The organism is Sodalis sp. C49 (genome assembly GCF_046352915.1).
GTDB lineage: Bacteria > Pseudomonadota > Gammaproteobacteria > Enterobacterales > Enterobacteriaceae > Acerihabitans.
The window spans coordinates 2521111-2536841 of the sequence record NZ_CP163303.1 but is presented as its reverse complement, the minus strand read 5'-3'; the positions used below and the strand labels follow the sequence as shown (position 1 = coordinate 2536841).

Genomic DNA, 15731 nt, shown 5'->3' with positions numbered 1-15731 from the left:
GCTGCTAATTATTGAGGGAAACTGCTATTATTGCTTCTTTGAATAATTATCATTTGCTTTATTGGGCTTATGCAAGATATCGCCACACCTTTAGCCAACACCGCCGCCGCCAGGAACGCTACTTTTGCCCTGGATCAGGTGAGTTTCTCGGTACCCGGACGGGTACTACTCCAGCCGCTGTCCTTCACTTTTCCCCAGGGCAAGGTCTGTGGCCTGATAGGTCATAACGGCTCCGGAAAATCCACCCTGCTGAAGATCCTGGGCCGTCATCATGAGGCCAGCGGCGGCGTGGCGCGCCTGAATGATAAACCGCTGGCGGACTGGGAAAGCAAGGCTTTCGCCCGGCAGGTGGCGTATCTGCCGCAGCAACTGCCGGCGGCGGAAGGCATGACGGTGCGCGAGCTGGTGGCCCTGGGGCGTTATCCCTGGCACGGCGCGCTCGGCCGCTTCGGCAGCGCCGATCGCCGGCATGTGGAGGACGCCATCGAGGTGGTCGGCCTGCCCTCGCTCGCCCACCGTCTGGTGGACAGCCTTTCCGGCGGCGAGCGTCAGCGCGCCTGGCTGGCGATGACCCTGGCGCAGGACAGCCGCTGCCTGCTGCTGGATGAGCCCACCTCGGCCCTGGATATCGCCCATCAGGTGGACGTGCTGGCCTTGATTAAGCGCATGAGCCAGGAGCGCGGCCTGACGGTTATCGCGGTATTGCATGATATCAATATGGCGGCGCGCTACTGCGATTACCTGACGGCGCTGCGCGGCGGCGCAATGATTGCCCAGGGATCGCCGCTGGAGCTGATGCGCGGCGACGTGCTGGAAACCATTTACGGTATTCCTATGGGCATCCTGCCGCATCCGGGCGGCGGCGCGCCGGTGAGTTTCGTGTTTTAATGCGCCGGCGTGATCAGACCCTGGGACGTCTGCGCCCCCAGCGCGCGCCCGGCGCCATTGCGACGGATGAGAGTCCGGGTATTGACGGCGGCCGCCGACGGCTGCTGGCCGCCCTGCTGCTGTCGCCCTTGTGCTGCGGTCTCGCGTCCTGGGGGACCGCGGCCCGGGGTGCGACCGATCGGACGGCAATGGGCGGATCCGTCCCGTCGCTGCCCTATCAGCGCATTATCGCCCTTGAATGGCTGCCGGTGGAGCTGCTGTTCGCCCTCGGCGTTACGCCGCTGGCCGTCGCCGGCACCCGGGATTACCGCTTATGGGTACAGGAGCCGGTGCTTCCGGCCTCGATTGTCGATGTCGGCCAGCGCACCGAACCTAATTTCGAACTGATCACCGCGCTCAAGCCGGACTTGATCCTGTATTCCCAGGGCTACGGGCCGCGCCCGGAACAATTGCGCGCCATTGCCCCCGCCATGGGGTTTAGTTTCACCGACGGGCAGGGGCGGCCGCTGACCACCGCGCGCGCCGGGCTGCTGGCCCTGGCGCAGCGCCTGGACAGGATGCCCGCCGCCCTGGCCCATCTGGCGTCTTTCGACCGCGAACTGGCCGAAGCCTGGCCGCAGCTGGCGTCATATCGCCGCCAGCCCCTGCTGATATTTTCCCTGATGGACGATCGTCACGCCCTGATCATCGGCGGCACCAGTTTATTCGGCCAGGTCATGGACCAACTGGCGCTAGCCAACGTCTGGCAGGGAGAAAATAATTTCTGGGGCACGGCGGTGGTGGGAATTGAACAACTGGCGACGCTGCCCCTGGCGCGGGCCATATGCCTGGATCACGGCGACGCAGCGCTGACGGCGCGCGTGGCCGCCACGCCGCTGTGGCAGGCCATGCCTTTTGTGCGCCGGAATATGTTGCGCACCGTGCCGGCCATCTGGATTTATGGCGCCACTCTTGCGGCCCTGCGTTTTTGCCGCATGCTGCAGCAGATGGAAAAACAATGGTGAGGCCATGAACCGTCGTAGCGCGCTTTTCCCGTTTAGTCTGCTGACGCTGCTGGCCCTGGGCGCGCTGGCGCTCAGCGCCTATAACGCCCAGCAGGTGCTGCCGGGCCAGCTATGGGCCGGGGCGCTGTGGCGGCCCGATATGCTGGATATCCGCCAGGTTATCTTCCACTACAGCACCTTGCCGCGCCTGGCGATAGCGCCGCTGGTGGGCGCCGGCCTGGCGCTGGCCGGCGTGCTGTTCCAGCAGGTGCTGCGCAATCCGCTGGCCGAACCCTCGACCCTGGGCGTCGCCAGCGGCGCGCAATTGGGGGTCACCGTCACCACGCTGTGGCTGCTGCCCGGCGGAGCGCTGACCCAGCAGCTGGCGGCCCTGCTCGGCGCGCTGGTCATCGGCGCGTTGGTTTTCGGCGTGGCTTGGGGAAAACGCATGTCGCCGGTGACCCTGATCCTGGCGGGCCTGGTGCTGAGCCTGTACTGCAGCGCCGTTAACAGCCTGCTGGCCATCTTCCATTACCAGCAGCTGGAAAATCTGTTTTTATGGAGCAGCGGGGCGCTTAACCAGCAGGACTGGGGCCAGGTAAGGTTCCTGCTGCCGCGTCTGGGGCTGGGGCTGCTGCTGGCCCTGCTGCTGATTCGCCCCATGACCTTGCTGGGCGTGGACGACGCCGTGGCGCGCAATCTCGGCCTGGGGCTGTCAACCGCCCGGCTGGCGGCGCTGGTACTGGCTATCGTGCTCAGTGCGGTGTTGGTTAACGCGGTGGGCGTGGTGGGGTTTATCGGCCTGTTCGCGCCGCTGCTGGCGAAGCTGCTCGGCGCCCGGCGCCTGCTGCCGCGCCTGCTGCTGGCGCCGCTTATCGGCGCGCTGCTGCTGTGGTTTACCGATCAGGTCATGGTCTGGCTGGCGCGCGCGTGGCGTGACGTGCCCACCGGCGCGGCCACCGCGCTGATTGGCGCGCCGATCCTGCTCTGGCTGCTGCCCCGGCTGCGCCATGCCGTGGCGCCGGCGCAGCCGGGGCATGACGACGCGCCCCGCCCGGAGCGCGCCAATCCCGCGCTGTGGGCCGCGGGCGGATTGGCGTTGCTGCTGGCGCTGTTGTGCGTGGCGCTGATGCTGGGCCGTAACAGCCTGGGATGGAACTGGGCCGGCGGCGACGAGCTGCTGCGCCTGCTGCCCTGGCGCTGGCCGCGTACGCTGGCGGCATTAAGCGCCGGTGTGATGCTGGCCGCCGCCGGCACCCTGATCCAGAAACTGACCGCCAATCCCATGGGCAGCCCGGAAGTACTGGGTATCAGCGCCGGCGCCGCGTCGGCGGTGGTGTTGATGATGTTTTGGCTGCCCGGCGATGTCTTTATTTGGTTATTGCCTGCGGGTAGCCTGGGCGCCGCGCTGACGTTGGCGGCCATTTTGCTGGTGGCGGGACGGCGGCATTTTTCCACCCAGCGCATGCTGCTGGCGGGCATAGCCCTGGGCACCGCGTTCACCACGCTGGTGACCCTGCTGCTGGCCAGCGGCGATCCCCGCCTCGGCGGCCTGCTGACCTGGATTTCCGGATCGACCTATGGCGTGCAGGCGCCGCAGGCGGTAACCAGCGCAGTGACGGCGCTGGTACTGTTGCTGCTGGCGCCCTGCTGCCGCCGCTGGCTTAACGTGCTGCCGCTGGGCAGCGCAACCGCCCGGGCCCTGGGCCTGCCGCTGGCGCGCGCCAGGCTGGCTATCCTGTTGCTGGCGGCGGTGCTGACCGCCGGCGCCACGCTCACCGTCGGTCCCTTGAGTTTTATCGGTTTGATGGCGCCGCATATGGCGCGGATGCTCGGCTTTCGCCGGGCGATGCCGCAGCTGGTTATGGCTGCGCTGCTGGGCGCGATGCTGATGCTGCTGGCCGACTGGGCCGGGCGCATGGCGATGTTTCCCGACCAGATCCCGGCGGGCCTGCTGGCGACCTTTATCGGCGCGCCGTATTTTATCTTTCTGCTGCGCCGCCAGGGTCGCTGATGGGAGGGGGCTTACAGCCGGGCAAAACTGCGGCGGGCGGCGCCGATGGTCTGCGTCAGATCCTCGTCGCTGTGCGCCAGCGACATAAAACCGGCTTCAAACGCCGACGGCGCCAGGTAAACCCCTTCCTCCAGCATCATATGGAAAAAGCGTTTAAACCGTTCCACATCGCAGGCCATGACATCCTGATAGCCGGTCACCGCGGGCGCGTCGGTAAAGAAGATACCGAACATGCCGCCGACGTGGTTTACCACCAGGGGAATGTTTTCCGCCCGCGCCGCCTCCAGCAATCCCCGCGCCAGGCGATCGGTCAGATCGGTCAGCGCCGGATAAATGCCGGGGCGTGAAATCTCGGTCAGGCAGGCATAGCCCGCGGCCATGGCAATCGGATTGCCCGACAGCGTGCCGGCCTGGTAAACCGGGCCGGTGGGCGCCAGCACCTGCATCACCTCGCGCCGGCCGCCAAACGCCCCCACCGGCATGCCGCCGCCGATGATTTTACCCAGGCAGGTCAGGTCCGGCACCACGCCGTAATAGGACTGCGCGCCCGCCAGGGCCACCCGAAAACCGGTCATGACCTCGTCGATAATCAGCAGCGCGCCGAATTCATCGCACAGGGCGCGCAGGCCGGGCAGGAACGCCGGCAGCGGCGGTACGCAGTTCATATTGCCGGCCACCGGCTCGACGATAATGCAGGCGATCTCGCGCGGATAGAGTTCAAATACCTGCCGCACCGAATCCAGATCGTTAAAGGCGCAGGTGAGGGTGTGTTTGGCGAAATCCGCCGGCACGCCGGGAGAACTGGGCTGGCCGAGGGTCAGCGCGCCGGAGCCGGCCTTGACCAGCAGGCCGTCGGCATGGCCGTGATAACAGCCTTCGAATTTGATGATTTTATCGCGGCCGGTATAGCCGCGCGCCAGGCGAATGGCGCTCATGGTGGCCTCGGTGCCGGAGTTCACCATGCGCACCATATCCATGGACGGCACCAGTTCGGTCACCAGGGCGGCCATTTTGACCTCGATTTCGGTGGGCGCGCCGAAGCTCAGGCCGCGCCCGGCCGCCTCGATAACCGCCTCGCGTATCGCCGGATGGTTATGGCCCAATACCATCGGCCCCCAGGAACCGACATAATCGATATAATCCTTTCCGTCCACATCATACAGCCTGGCGCCGTCCGCCCGCGCGATGAACAGCGGCGTGCCGCCGACGCCGTTAAACGCGCGCACCGGTGAATTAACCCCGCCGGGGATTAGTTTTTGCGCCTGGGCGTACAGATTTTCGGAATGGCTCATGAAACGGCTCCTGAAGAAAGAATAAAACGTTAACCCCGATAGTGTAATAAACTGGCAGGCAATAAGACATCTTTGTTGGGTGCAAAAACGCAAAACCGCCAGCGGCCTTGTCAGCACGGATTGACAAGTATTTTTGTAATACAATTATGCCTGACAGACAGTGTGATAGCGTAAAGTCCGTCGAATACTATGCCAAATAAGGTAGATTGCTCCGATGCCAGAACCCTTTCCTGCCGCGACCTCAGTGCCGGCCGGACGCCTTGCCCGCGTCCAGATGTTCAGCCGGCTCCTGTATCAAGATAAAACCCCGGTAACCGTACTCGCCATGGCCGCTCTCGTCGGTACCCTGGTGGGCGGGGTGGGCGTGGCATTTGAAAAAACGGTTGACTGGATGCTCGCCTGCCGTATCGCCGCCCTGGCCGACTTGCCGCAGCGCTGGCTGGTGCTGGTGCCGGCTGCGTTTTTTGCCTCAGGGGCGTTGGCCATGATCGGCTATTACCTGGTGCGTAAATATGCGCCCGAGGCGGGAGGCTCAGGTATTCCGGAAATTGAAGGCGCGCTGGAGGAACTGCGTCCGGTGCGGTGGTGGCGGGTGATCCCGGTTAAGTTTTTCGGCGGCATGGGTACGCTCGGCGCGGGCATGGTGCTGGGGCGCGAGGGACCGACGGTCCAATTGGGGGGAAATATCGGTCGCATGGTGCTGGATATGGTTGGCATGCGCAGCGCCGAGGCCCGGCATTCCCTGCTGGCAGCCGGCGCGGCGGCGGGATTAACGGCGGCGTTTAACGCGCCCCTGGCGGGGATCCTGTTTATCCTGGAAGAGATGCGGCCGCAGTTTCGCTATAACCTGATTTCAGTCAAGGCGGTATTTATCGGCGTTATCATGTCGAGCATCGTATTTCGCCTGTGCAACGGCGATCGTTCGGTCATCGACGTCGGCAGGCTGGCCGGCGCGCCGGTCGGTACTCTCTGGCTTTACCTGGTGCTGGGAATGCTGTTCGGCGTGGTGGGCGTGGTATTCAATACATTGATATTCCGCGCGCAAGATATGTTTTTACGCTTGCATGGCGGCAAATGCGCCAGATTTGTGATCATCGGCGGTATACTCGGCGGCCTGTGCGGTATTTTGGGTCTGATGCATCCCGAGGCCGCCGGCGGTGGTTTTGCCCTGATTCCCCTGGCAGCGGCGGGGCATTTTACCGCCGGCACCTTGTTGTTTATCTTTCTGGCCCGTATGTTGACGACCCTGTTGTGTTTCGGTTCCGGTGCGCCGGGCGGCATTTTTGCGCCCATGCTGGCGCTGGGAACCTTATTGGGCACGGCTTTCGGCATGATCGGCTGCCAATTATTTCCTGAGTATGCCTTGCAGCCCGGCACTTTTGCGATTGCGGGCATGGGAGCCTTATTTGCCGCCTCGGTGCGCGCGCCCTTGACCGGGATCGTGCTGGTGCTGGAAATGACCGACAATTATCAATTAATATTGCCGATGATTATCACCTGTCTGGGCGCAACGCTGCTGGCTCAGTTTTTAGGCGGCAAACCGCTCTATTCAGCAATCCTTGCCCGTACCTTGCAACGACAAACGCCCCCGCTGCCGGCGGATGCGCGATCGCACGCAGCGATAAACAAAATATCCTGAACGCGCAATACTTGAACGTAATTGACAGGTAGCGGATAATGAACATCCACATCGGGTTGTTATGCCTTCAGCCTGATGATTCTGGTTGGCGCGTTGGGAGTAGAGTAATGAGTGAAACTGCGGTACTGCCTTTACAATTTACCGATTCAGCGGCGAAAAAAGTGAAGCATCTGATAGCGGATGAAGAGAACCCGAACCTGAAATTGCGGGTTTATATCACCGGCGGTGGCTGTAGCGGCTTCCAGTATGGTTTTACTTTTGACGATAAAATCAACGAAGACGATTTGACCATTGAAAAACAAGGCGTTGCGCTGGTGGTAGACCCCATGAGCCTGCAATACCTGATCGGCGGTTCGGTGGATTATACCGAAGGGCTGGAAGGATCACGTTTTATCGTGACCAACCCGAACGCCAAGACCACCTGCGGCTGCGGATCGTCGTTCAGTATCTAAACCCCCGTCGGCACGCGTTCGATGATACCGGTACGGCGCGCCGCACCGGTTTTTTTATGTCCGCGTTTCGAGCGCGCGGGTCGGGCCGTTTATTTCCGGTCCTCAAGCGCAAAGGTCGGCAGCTTGAGATGCCAGCGGATCGCCGCCAGCCGGATGCCGAGCGTTATCGCCATGCCCAATACCGACGCGTGCTGGGCGCTGAGGTGGAAAACATGGAAAGCGGTGGTGTGGGCGATGCCGCCGATAATGCAGGCGGTGGCGTAGACCTCGGTACGCAGTATCATCGGGATTTCCCGCGCCAGCACATCCCGGATAATGCCGCCGCCCACGCCGGTGATAACGCCCATGCATACCGCGATCAGCGGGCCGGTGCCGCTGGCGAACGCCTTGTTGACGCCGATGCCGACAAATACCGCCAGGCCGATGGCGTCCAGCACCGGCAGGATCCATGTCGGCAGTTGGCGGGGTTGCCTTATCACCAGTATGGCGACAAAACAGGTAACCATCGCCACCACCAGATCGGTGGGATCCCGCACCCAGAACACCGGGCCATTATTCAGCGCCATATCCCGGATGGTGCCGCCGCCCACCGCGGTGACCACCCCCAGCACCAGCACCCCGAACGGGTCCATGCGCAGTTTGCCGGCCAGCAGCACCCCGGACACGGCGAATACCGCCGTGCCGAGCACATCAAGAAAACCGAGCATCAGCGCGCTCCCGTGGCGGCGGCATCCGCCAGTTGCCGGCACAGCGCCTGCGCCGCAAGCAAAATGCGCGGCCCGCTGCGGTTAAACCAATCCTCGTTCAGCGCTATCACCGGCACGTCCAGCTGCGGCTGCCAAAAGTTCCTGATGGCGGTGACGCGCTCCTCGCCGCCGGCGACGACAATCACCTGCGGTTTACGGCCCAAGACCTGTTCGCGGCCCACCTGCGGCCAGGGAACCGGGCTGTCGGCAAAGATATTGCGCGCGCCGCACAGCGCCAGAATCTGGCTTTGCAGCGTCTGCTTGCCGGCGGTAAACAACGGCTGGGTGCCGAACTGCATGAACACCCGCGCCGGCGGATTGCCGGCGTAGCGGCGTTTCAGGTCCGCCGCCTGCTGGCGCACGGCGCGGGCGGCCTGGTGAGCCTGTTCGGGATGGGGGCTGTAGCGCGCCAGGCCATCAAGCGCGCGCGCCATATCTTCCACGCTCAGCGGATCGAGATAGACAATCGGGATACCGAAGGCGGCCAATTGATCCAGTTCACGCTGCGGATTGCCGCCGCGCCAGGCCAGGATAAGATCCGGCTTTAGCGCCAGCACCCGCTCCACGTTGATGCCCTGCCAGGAGGCGACCTGCTCGAGCTTTTGCGCGGCGGGAGGATAATCGGACCAACTGCTTACCGCCACCAGGACTTCTCCCATGCCGGCGGCATACGCCATTTCGGTGGCGTGGGGCGCCAGGCTGACGACCCGATGCGCCGCCCAGGCCGGCGGGGCGGCCAACAGCGCCAGCAGCAACGCGGCCAGGCCGCGCGCGCGGCTATCGCGCCGGGCCCGCGATCCCAGGGCCGATGCGTGCTTACGGATAGCAAACCAGGCCGGCAGCAGCATGGCCAGCGCATGCCTGCGGATAATAAACCAAGTCGGCGCCGGCATGGCCAGCGCGCGCGTAGGGATAGCCGGGCGCGTCACCCGGATGGGCGACATTACTGCCGCTGTCCGGCCAGGGTCTGCAGCATGGCCGCCACCAGGCGGCTGGACTGTTTGGCCGCCACCGCCAGGAATTCGTCAAAGCTCAGGTGGGACGCCTTGTCCGCCACATCGGAAATGGCGCGCACCACCACGAACGGCACCGCGAACTGGTGGCATACGTGGGCAATGGCCGTGGCTTCCATTTCCACCGCGATAGCCTGGGGAAAGGTGGCGCGGATACGGCTCAGAGGGTCGGCGCCGTTGATAAACGCGTCGCCGCTGACCACCAGGCCGCGCACGGCGTGCTGATCCAGCCGGGCGATGCAGCTCTCCGCCAGCGCGATCAGCGACGCGTCCGCGGCGAAGGCCGCCGGGCACTGCGCCATTTGCCCCGGTGCGTAACCAAAGGCGGTGACATCCACATCGTGGTAACGCACCTCGTCGGACACGACGATGTCCCCGACATTCAGGGATGCGTCCAGACCGCCGGCGGAGCCGGTGTTGATAACATAATCCGGCTGGAAATGATCCAGCAGCAGCGTGGTGCCGAGCGCGGCCGAGACCTTGCCGATACCGGATTTCACCAAGGCCACGTCGACGCCATGGAGCCGGCCGCTGTAAATATCGCATCCCGCCTGCTGCCAGGTGGTGCGGCCTTCTATCTGGTCGCGCAGCAGGGCCACTTCCTGTTCCATCGCGCCGATAATGCCTACTCTCATCTGGTTGTCCTTCTGGTTAAGAAACAGTGGATAATAAATAGTGAATAGTAACGTAGCCGTTTAATCGGCGCCGCCATTCTATCACGGCCGCGGCCGGGAAATAATTGTCGCCGCTGTTGCATTTAGCGGCGGGTATGGGTATCACGGTATAAGAAATCATCCCGGGGAACATGATGTCCGCAATCGACTTTAGCAAGAAACTCAGTTTTCAGCGCCCGTTCAGCCATCCCATCGTCGCCGAGGATGAATATAGCGTCATCCGCCAGTTTGAAAGCGATCGGGGGCGGATTATCAATTCCGCCGCCATTCGCCGCCTGCAGCAGAAAACCCAGGTCTTTCCCCTGGAACGCAACGCGGCGGTGCGCTCCCGGCTGACCCATTCCATGGAGGTGCAACAGGTCGGACGGCATATCGTCAAAGAAATCTTCCACCAGCTCAAACGCGAGCGGCGCATCGCGCCGCTGGGGCTGGAGCAGTTGGAGGCGCCGTTTGAAAGCATCGTGGAAATGGCGTGCCTGATGCATGATATCGGCAATCCCCCGTTCGGTCATTTCGGCGAGGCGGCCATCAACGACTGGTTCAGCCAGCGCCTGGACATCGCCGGCCTGGGCAACGAGGCCCAGGGTAACGATCGTTGCCGGGTCGAGGTATTGCGCCTGCGCGCCGGCGAGGATGACGACAACGCGCTGCGCAGCCGTATCCGGCTCGATTTGTGTCATTTCGAAGGCAATGCCCAGGCCATCCGCATGGTGCACAGCCTGCTGAAGCTGAACCTGACCTATGCCCAGGTGGGCTGTATTTTAAAATATACCCGTCCGGCCTATTGGCGCGGCGCGATACCGGACGAATTCAGCTATCTGATGAAAAAACCGGGCTACTATCTTGCCGAGGAAGAGTATGTCAAAGCGTTGCGCGAACAGCTGGGGCTGGGGGAATTTCATCGCTTCCCGCTGACGTATATCATGGAAGCCGCCGACGATATTTCTTATTGCATCGCCGATCTCGAAGATGCGGTGGAAAAAAAGATCTTTACCGTCGAACAGCTTTATAACTACCTGCAACAAGAATGGGGCGGCGTGGAGAAAGGCGATTTATTTGAAAAGGTGGTCGGCCAGGCATTCGATAAGATAATGCGCAACCAGGGGCTGCGCAGCGGCGATCAGTTTTTTATGTATTTGCGGGTAAATACCGTGGCACGGCTGGTGCCCCATGCGGCAAAACGGTTTCTCGATAATCTGTCGCCGATATTCGACGGATGCTTTAACCAGGCGCTGCTGGAAGATTCCAGTCCGGCTTACCGCTTATTGAAAATATTCAAAGGCGTGGCCTTCAAACATGTGTTCAACCATCCGGAAGTAGAACAGCTGGAATTACAGGGCTACCGGGTTATCAGCGGCCTGCTGGAAATCTACAACCCCCTGCTGGATATGCCGCTGGCGGCGTTTCGCGAGCTGGCGGCGCAGGATGACCACCGGGACTACATGATCCCCACCCGCCTGTTTCATAAATTATCCACCAAACATCGTCTGGCTTATGGTGAAGCGGTAGCCGGGTTAAATCGCTACCCGTCGCGCCAGCAGCCCATGATGGAATTTTATTATCGGGCGCGTTTAATTCAGGACTATATTAGCGGCATGACCGATCTTTATGCCTGGGATGAATACCGCCGCTTAATGGCCGCGGAGTAAGTCAGGGTTAGCGCAGTATTTGTAAATACGCCCAATACTTTTTTACCATTATGGTTTTTTTGCTACTGAACTTCGGGTTATTTGATTAATCTCACAGATACGACCACAGCAATGGGTCCGCATCATTACCTGATACTTACAGTTGAGACAATGTTAAATGAAAAAAACTTCTTTGGTCCTGAGTGCGCTGGCATTGTGTCTGGGTGTGGCGCTGGCGCCTGTTTCATTGTATGCGGCGGAAACCGCCTCGACCAATCAGCAGCTCCCAAGCCTGGCGCCGATGCTGGAAAAAGTCATGCCATCGGTGGTCAGCATCAGCGTCGAAGGCAGCACCGCCGTCAGTTCGGCGCGCGTGCCCGAGCAGTTCCAGCAGTTCTTTGGCCAGGATTCCCCGCTGTGCCAGGAAGGGTCGCCTTTCCAGGCGTCGCCCCTGTGCCAGGGCGGCGATGAGGACGGCGGCGGCGACGGCGAGGGCAATACCCCGCCGGCCAAGGAAAAATTCATGGCGCTGGGCGCGGGTGTGATTATCGATGCCCAGAAAGGCTACGTGGTGACCAACAATCATGTGGTCAACGACGCCACTAAAATCCAGGTGCAGCTGTATGACGGCCGCCGGTTCGACGCCAAGATCATCGGCCGCGATCCCCGTTCCGATCTGGCGCTGGTGCAGCTGATCGACTTTAAAAACCTCACCGCCATCAAGATGGCCGATTCGGACCAACTGCGGGTCGGCGATTATACCGTGGCCATCGGCAACCCTTACGGCCTGGGGGAAACCGCCACCTCGGGTATTGTGTCCGCGCTGGGGCGCAGCGGGCTGAATATTGAAAACTATGAAAACTTTATCCAGACCGATGCCGCCATCAACCGGGGCAACTCGGGCGGGGCGCTGGTTAACCTCAACGGTGAGCTTATCGGCATCAATACCGCCATACTGGCGCCGGACGGCGGCAATATCGGTATCGGCTTCGCCATTCCCAGCAACATGGTGAAAAACCTGACGGCGCAGCTGGTGGCCTATGGCCAGGTCAGGCGCGGCGAAATCGGCATTCTCGGCACCGAGCTCAATCCGGAGCTTGCCAAGGCGATGAAAGTCGACGCCCAGCGCGGCGCGTTTGTCAGCCAGGTGATGCCTAAATCCGCCGCCGAAAAGGCCGGGGTGAAAGCCGGCGATGTCATCGTCACCATGAACGGCCGGCCCATCAACAGCTTTGCCGCGTTCCGGGCGGATGTCAGCTCGCAGCCGGTCGGCACCAAGGTCCAGCTCGGCCTGCTGCGCGACGGCAAGCCGGTAACCGTCGATGTGATCCTGGAGCAGAGCACCCAGCCGCAGCTTGATTCGGGCAATGTCTTTACCGGCATCGAAGGCGCGGAATTGAGCAACATGGATACCGGCGATCAGCAGGGCGTCAAGGTGGACAATGTCAAGGCGGGCAGCACCGCGGCGAAAGTCGGCCTGAAGAAGGGCGATATCATCCTGGGCGTCAACCAGCAGCCGGTGCAGAATATCGGCGAACTGCGTAAAATCCTGGATGCCAAGCCGCCGATACTGGCGTTAAACGTCAAACGCGGCGATACCACGCTTTACCTGCTGGCGCAGTAATCCCCCGCGTCCGGCTCTCGCCACCAAGACGGCGTCATCACGACGCCGTCTTTTTTTGCCCGAAAGAATGTGATATCCCGCACAAAATAAGCGAGCAAGATCACGCTTTGTGCTTCTGCACAATGTATGAGCGCCAACACCCGGGTATAATAGGGCAAAGGGCTTAACAGAACCGAGGCGGGGATGGCAACGTATCATCTTGATGCGAAATTGGCGCAAGAAATTGTGGCAAGAACGATGCAGATTATCGACAGCAATATCAACGTGATGGATGCGCGCGGCCGCATTATCGGCAGCGGCGATGAAGAGCGGGTCGGTGAACTGCACGAAGGCGCGTTATTGGCCCTGTCGCAGGCCCGGGTCGTGGATATCGACGACGGCGTGGCCCGGCATTTGCACGGGGTACGGCCCGGTATCAACCTCCCGCTGAAAATCGACGGCAATATCGTCGGCGTTATCGGCCTGACCGGCAATCCCAGTCAACTGCGGCAGTATGGCGAGCTGGTCTGCATGACGGCGGAAATGATGCTGGAGCAGGCGCGCTTGCTGCATATGCTGGCGCAGGACAGCCGGCTGCGCGAGGAACTGGTGCTGAATTTAATCCGCGCCGAGGAAGTCACGCCGGCGCTGATCGAATGGGCCCAGCGGCTGGGCATCGATATCAACCAGCCCAGGGTGGCGGCGGTGGTGGAGGTGGACAGCGGGCAGTTCGGCGTCGACAGCGCCATGGCGGAGCTGCAGCAGTTGCAAACGCTGCTCACCACGCCGGAGCGCGATAATTTGATCGCCATCGTATCGCTGACGGAAATGGTGGTGCTGAAACCCGCGCTGAACAGCCACGGGCGCTGGGATGCCGAAGAGCATCGCCGGCGGGTGGATACGCTGTTTTCGCGCATGACCGAAAGCAGCCGCCTGCGGGTACGTATCGCCCTGGGCAATTTTTTCCCCGGCGCCGGCGGTATTGCGCGCTCCTGGCGTACCGCGCGCACCACCATGTCGGTGGGCAAGCAGCGGCTGCCCGAGCAGCGCCGTTATTTTTATCCCGACCTGATGCTGCCGGTACTGCTCGACAGCCTGCGCGGCGGCTGGCAGGCCAGCGAGCTGGTGCGCCCGCTGGCCAAACTCAAGGCCATGGATAACAACGGCCTGCTGCGCCGCACGTTGATTGCCTGGTTCCGCCATAACGTTCAGCCCACGCCTACCTCCAAGGCGCTGTTTATCCACCGCAACACCCTGGAGTACCGCCTCAATCGCATTTCGGAAATGACCGGCCTGGATTTGGCCAACTTTGACGATCGGCTGCTGCTCTACGTGGCGCTGCAGCTGGATGACGAAGCCTGATCCCATCGTCCGCGGCCCACCCCATGTCGCCGGCAAACTCAGGGTACGGCTGGCCGTACCCTTGATGTGTTAACGCAGCATCGCCGGCCGTTTCCGGTCAAAGGTCCAGCCGGGAATCAGATACTGCATCGCCTGCGCGTCATTGCGCGCGCCGGACGGCATGCGCTTGTAAAGCTCATGCTGCCGTTCGATTTGCGCCATATCGATTTCCACGCCGAGCCCCGGTTTACCGTTGAGTGTGATCGCGCCGTCGACGATTTGCAGCGGTTCTTTGGTCAGATGCTCGCCTTCCTGCCAAATCCAGTGGGTATCCAGCGCGGTGGGCTTACCGGGCGCGGCCGCGCCGACATGGATAAACATCGCCAGCGAAATATCAAAATGGTTATTGGAATGACAGCCCCAGGTCAGGCCCCATTCATCGCACAGCTGCGCCACGCGTATCGCGCCCTGCAGGGTCCAGAAATGCGGGTCGGCCAGCGGAATATCAATGGCGTTAAGCTGTACCGCGTGGTTTAGCTCGCGCCAGTTGGTGGCAATCATATTGGTCGCCACCGGCAGCCCGGTGGCCCGTTTGAATTCCGCCATCACCTCGCGCCCGGAAAAGCCCTGCTCGGCGCCGCAGGGGTCCTCGGCATAGGCCAGCACGCCGCGCATATCCTGGCACAAATCGATGGCTTCCCTAAGCGACCAGGCGCCGTTGGGGTCGATGGTAATACGCGCGTCCGGAAACCGCCTGGCCAGCGCCGTCACGGTCTCTATTTCGCTGGCGCCGGCCAGCACGCCGCCCTTGAGTTTGAAATCCTTGAAGCCATAACGATCCTGCGCGGCTTCCGCCTGGCGCACCAGGGCGTCGGTGGTCATGGCCGTTTCGCGGCGCAGCCGGTACCAGTCATGGGACGGCCGGCTGGGCCCGGCCTGATAGGGCAGGTCGGTAAGGCTCCTGTCGCCGACATAAAACAAATACCCCAGCACAGGCACGCTGTCGCGCTGCTTACCAGGACCGAGCAGCTCCGCCACCGGCACGCCGAGATGTTGGCCCATCAGATCCAGCAGCGCGGCCTCGAGAGCGGCCACCGCGTTTACCCGCAGTTCAAAGGTCCAGGCGCCCTGGGCGAAAGAATCAAAATCGTTGCTGACATGCCCCTGGTGCACGTCGTGCACGATGCGGTTAAGCGTCGCCAGCGGCTGGCCCACCACCCGTTGCCGGGCGGCCAGCAGCGTGTTTAAAATCACCTCGCCGCCCGGGGCCTCGCCGACGCCGGTATGCCCGGCATTGTCGGTAAGGATGACAATATTGCGGGTAAAATAGGCGCCGTGGGCGCCGCCGATATTCATCAGCATGCTGTCATGGCCCGCGACCGGGATAACCTGCATGGCGGTCACCGTCGGCGCACCGTTAAAATCGCTGTGATCCATTCCCTACTCCTGCGGTTGCAA

Annotated in this window: 13 protein-coding genes; 8 read left to right on the top strand and 5 right to left on the bottom strand. The window is 62.1% G+C overall.

Features of this window, described 5'->3' with window-relative positions; genetic code table 11:
- Positions 1 to 69: 69 nt before the first annotated feature.
- From fhuC to fhuB, 3 genes are read left to right on the top strand one after another with little or no spacing between them, the layout of a single operon-like run.
- Positions 70 to 888, top strand: coding sequence for a Fe3+-hydroxamate ABC transporter ATP-binding protein FhuC (gene fhuC, locus ABUK12_RS11500; protein WP_410016376.1), 819 nt, complete (start codon positions 70 to 72; stop codon positions 886 to 888).
- Positions 888 to 1892, top strand: coding sequence for a Fe(3+)-hydroxamate ABC transporter substrate-binding protein FhuD (fhuD, locus tag ABUK12_RS11495; protein ID WP_410016375.1), 1005 nt, complete (start codon positions 888 to 890; stop codon positions 1890 to 1892). The genes fhuC and fhuD overlap by 1 nt, the downstream gene beginning before the upstream one ends.
- A gap of 4 nt (positions 1893 to 1896) precedes the next feature.
- Complete coding sequence (gene fhuB, locus ABUK12_RS11490; RefSeq protein WP_410016374.1) at positions 1897 to 3885, top strand: Fe(3+)-hydroxamate ABC transporter permease FhuB; 1989 nt, start codon at positions 1897 to 1899, stop codon at positions 3883 to 3885.
- Positions 3886 to 3896: 11 nt separating this feature from the next.
- Here the strand turns inward: fhuB and hemL are convergent, their stop codons facing one another.
- Positions 3897 to 5177 (bottom strand): glutamate-1-semialdehyde 2,1-aminomutase, encoded by a 1281-nt coding sequence (gene hemL, locus ABUK12_RS11485; RefSeq protein ID WP_410016373.1) that lies wholly within the window; start codon positions 5175 to 5177, stop codon positions 3897 to 3899.
- 274 nt (positions 5178 to 5451) lie between these two features.
- On the opposite strand from hemL, the gene clcA reads away from it, so the two are divergent.
- On the top strand, positions 5452 to 6816 hold the full coding sequence (clcA, locus tag ABUK12_RS11480) for a H(+)/Cl(-) exchange transporter ClcA (protein WP_410016617.1): 1365 nt from the start codon (positions 5452 to 5454) through the stop codon (positions 6814 to 6816).
- Positions 6817 to 6923: 107 nt separating this feature from the next.
- The gene (erpA, locus tag ABUK12_RS11475) at positions 6924 to 7268 is read left to right on the top strand and encodes an iron-sulfur cluster insertion protein ErpA (RefSeq protein ID WP_162363924.1); all 345 of its coding nucleotides are present in this window, start codon (positions 6924 to 6926) and stop codon (positions 7266 to 7268) included.
- Positions 7269 to 7357: 89 nt separating this feature from the next.
- On the opposite strand, the gene ABUK12_RS11470 is transcribed toward erpA, so the two are convergent.
- From ABUK12_RS11470 to mtnN, 3 genes are read right to left on the bottom strand one after another with little or no spacing between them, the layout of a single operon-like run.
- Positions 7358 to 7975: a TRIC cation channel family protein gene (locus ABUK12_RS11470; protein WP_410016372.1), complete on the bottom strand. Its 618-nt coding sequence runs from the start codon at positions 7973 to 7975 to the stop codon at positions 7358 to 7360.
- Entirely contained in the window at positions 7975 to 8958 is a 984-nt protein-coding gene (btuF, locus tag ABUK12_RS11465; protein ID WP_410016371.1) for a vitamin B12 ABC transporter substrate-binding protein BtuF, read from the bottom strand. The genes ABUK12_RS11470 and btuF overlap by 1 nt, the downstream gene beginning before the upstream one ends.
- Positions 8958 to 9662, bottom strand: coding sequence for a 5'-methylthioadenosine/S-adenosylhomocysteine nucleosidase (mtnN, locus tag ABUK12_RS11460; protein ID WP_410016370.1), 705 nt, complete (start codon positions 9660 to 9662; stop codon positions 8958 to 8960). Before mtnN ends, btuF begins: the two co-directional genes overlap by 1 nt.
- Positions 9663 to 9835: 173 nt before the next feature.
- On the opposite strand from mtnN, the gene dgt reads away from it, so the two are divergent.
- From dgt to ABUK12_RS11445, 3 genes are all read left to right on the top strand, one after another.
- Positions 9836 to 11350 (top strand): dGTPase, encoded by a 1515-nt coding sequence (dgt, locus tag ABUK12_RS11455; RefSeq protein WP_410016616.1) that lies wholly within the window; start codon positions 9836 to 9838, stop codon positions 11348 to 11350.
- A gap of 157 nt (positions 11351 to 11507) precedes the next feature.
- On the top strand, positions 11508 to 12953 hold the full coding sequence (gene degP, locus ABUK12_RS11450; RefSeq protein WP_410016369.1) for a serine endoprotease DegP: 1446 nt from the start codon (positions 11508 to 11510) through the stop codon (positions 12951 to 12953).
- Positions 12954 to 13136: 183 nt separating this feature from the next.
- On the top strand, positions 13137 to 14294 hold the full coding sequence (locus tag ABUK12_RS11445; RefSeq protein ID WP_410016368.1) for a CdaR family transcriptional regulator: 1158 nt from the start codon (positions 13137 to 13139) through the stop codon (positions 14292 to 14294).
- A gap of 69 nt (positions 14295 to 14363) precedes the next feature.
- Here ABUK12_RS11445 and ABUK12_RS11440 read toward each other — a convergent pair whose 3' ends face one another.
- Complete coding sequence (locus tag ABUK12_RS11440; RefSeq protein ID WP_410016367.1) at positions 14364 to 15710, bottom strand: enolase C-terminal domain-like protein; 1347 nt, start codon at positions 15708 to 15710, stop codon at positions 14364 to 14366.
- Between the last annotated feature and the right edge of the window lie 21 nt (positions 15711 to 15731).

Bases quoted from the DNA above. Each gene is read 5' to 3' on its own strand.
- fhuC (WP_410016376.1), top strand. From the start codon at position 70: ATGCAAGATATCGCCACACCTTTAGCCAACACCGCCGCCGCCAGGAAC.
- fhuD (WP_410016375.1), top strand. From the start codon at position 888: ATGCGCCGGCGTGATCAGACCCTGGGACGTCTGCGCCCCCAGCGCGCG.
- fhuB (WP_410016374.1), top strand. From the start codon at position 1,897: ATGAACCGTCGTAGCGCGCTTTTCCCGTTTAGTCTGCTGACGCTGCTG.
- hemL (WP_410016373.1), bottom strand. From the start codon at position 5,177: ATGAGCCATTCCGAAAATCTGTACGCCCAGGCGCAAAAACTAATCCCC.
- clcA (WP_410016617.1), top strand. From the start codon at position 5,452: ATGTTCAGCCGGCTCCTGTATCAAGATAAAACCCCGGTAACCGTACTC.
- erpA (WP_162363924.1), top strand. From the start codon at position 6,924: ATGAGTGAAACTGCGGTACTGCCTTTACAATTTACCGATTCAGCGGCG.
- ABUK12_RS11470 (WP_410016372.1), bottom strand. From the start codon at position 7,975: ATGCTCGGTTTTCTTGATGTGCTCGGCACGGCGGTATTCGCCGTGTCC.
- btuF (WP_410016371.1), bottom strand. From the start codon at position 8,958: ATGTCGCCCATCCGGGTGACGCGCCCGGCTATCCCTACGCGCGCGCTG.
- mtnN (WP_410016370.1), bottom strand. From the start codon at position 9,662: ATGAGAGTAGGCATTATCGGCGCGATGGAACAGGAAGTGGCCCTGCTG.
- dgt (WP_410016616.1), top strand. From the start codon at position 9,836: ATGTCCGCAATCGACTTTAGCAAGAAACTCAGTTTTCAGCGCCCGTTC.
- degP (WP_410016369.1), top strand. From the start codon at position 11,508: ATGAAAAAAACTTCTTTGGTCCTGAGTGCGCTGGCATTGTGTCTGGGT.
- ABUK12_RS11445 (WP_410016368.1), top strand. From the start codon at position 13,137: ATGGCAACGTATCATCTTGATGCGAAATTGGCGCAAGAAATTGTGGCA.
- ABUK12_RS11440 (WP_410016367.1), bottom strand. From the start codon at position 15,710: ATGGATCACAGCGATTTTAACGGTGCGCCGACGGTGACCGCCATGCAG.